This is a genomic window from Roseateles sp. P5_B10 (assembly GCF_056400485.1).
This window is the reverse complement of the sequence record NZ_JBFULE010001249.1, coordinates 1-1,058: the sequence shown is the minus strand read 5'-3', so window position 1 is coordinate 1,058 and position 1,058 is coordinate 1. Positions and strand designations below refer to the sequence as shown.

Here is a 1,058-nt window from a genome sequence, read left to right as displayed (position 1 = left end):
GTCTGGGTAGGCACGCTGCGCTTCAGGCCACCACTGGAGAGGCGTTTGGCCTCGGCGTCATGGGCGGGCAGCGTGACGGCCAGCAGGGTGGCGAGGGTCACAGCAAAGATGCGGTTCAAGCGAGTTCTCCAGAAGCTTGGAAACGAACCGGCAGATGCAGGTTCGGATCAGGATTTTCAAGCGTCTCTGATATCGGAAACCACGGTTTTTCCGAAGTCTGGCCGCATGAGAAAGCGAACAATCGCCGCAGCCGTGTCGGCCGCCGTCTGCAGCTGGCCGCCATCTTTCAGGCCCTGGAAGCGGGTTTGCTCGGGGAACCGGGTGGGGTCGGCGCCGCGCAATTGCACCTGCATGTCGGTGTCGATGACGCCCGGCGCCAGTGAGACGACGCCGACGCCAGGCTCTTCCAGGGCCAGGGCGCGGCTGAGATGGTCCAGCCCGGCCTTGATGGCGCAATAGGCTGCGCTGCCGGCCATGGCGCGGCGGCCCAGGCCCGATGAGATGCTCAGGATGCGTCGCGTCGGCACGCCCACCGTTTCGGCCAGGAAGACACGGCTCAGCAGCGTTGGCGCTTCCAGGCCGACGCGCAGCGCGGCCGACAGGCTGGTGAGGTCGGAGGTCGCCAGCGGGCCGGGCTCGCTGAGCAGGGCGGCGTTGTTGACCAGCGTTGCACTTTCCCAGCGCTTGTTGGCGCGCAACCAGGCCTGCAGGTGTTCCGCAGCAGCAATCGGGTCCGCCAGATCAAGCGCCCATTGCTCCGCTTGCAGCGCCGGGTTGGTCTTGCGAGCGATGCCGATCACCGTGTTCTCGGCTTGCGTGAGCTGTTGAACCAGTGCCGCGCCCAGGCCGCGTGAACTGCCGGTGACGATGTAGAGATGCATGCTCAGAACTCCGGTGGGCAGATGAAGTGATGGTCGCCGATTCGCAGTTCGCTGGCATGCAGCAGCAGGCGTGGGCTGGCGGCAGCGATGTCGGGCGCGGCATAGAGCGTGTCGCCCAGCATGGCATGCCCGATGGCGGCGAGATGCACGCGCAATTGATGGGTGCGACCGGTCAGG

At 66.1% G+C, this 1,058-nt stretch carries 1 protein-coding gene and 1 pseudogene; both read right to left on the bottom strand.

The window, feature by feature from the left end:
• Nucleotides 1-176: 176 nt before the first annotated feature.
• Nucleotides 177-881, bottom strand: a complete 705-nt coding sequence (locus tag AC1DU6_RS32500) for an SDR family NAD(P)-dependent oxidoreductase (RefSeq protein ID WP_477862360.1) — start codon at nt 879-881, stop codon at nt 177-179.
• A gap of 2 nt (nt 882-883) precedes the next feature.
• Nucleotides 884-1,058 (bottom strand): annotated as a pseudogene (locus AC1DU6_RS32495) (RNA pseudouridine synthase); the annotation flags it as partial.

Bases quoted from the DNA above. Each gene is read 5' to 3' on its own strand.
- AC1DU6_RS32500 (WP_477862360.1), bottom strand. From the start codon at position 881: ATGCATCTCTACATCGTCACCGGCAGTTCACGCGGCCTGGGCGCGGCA.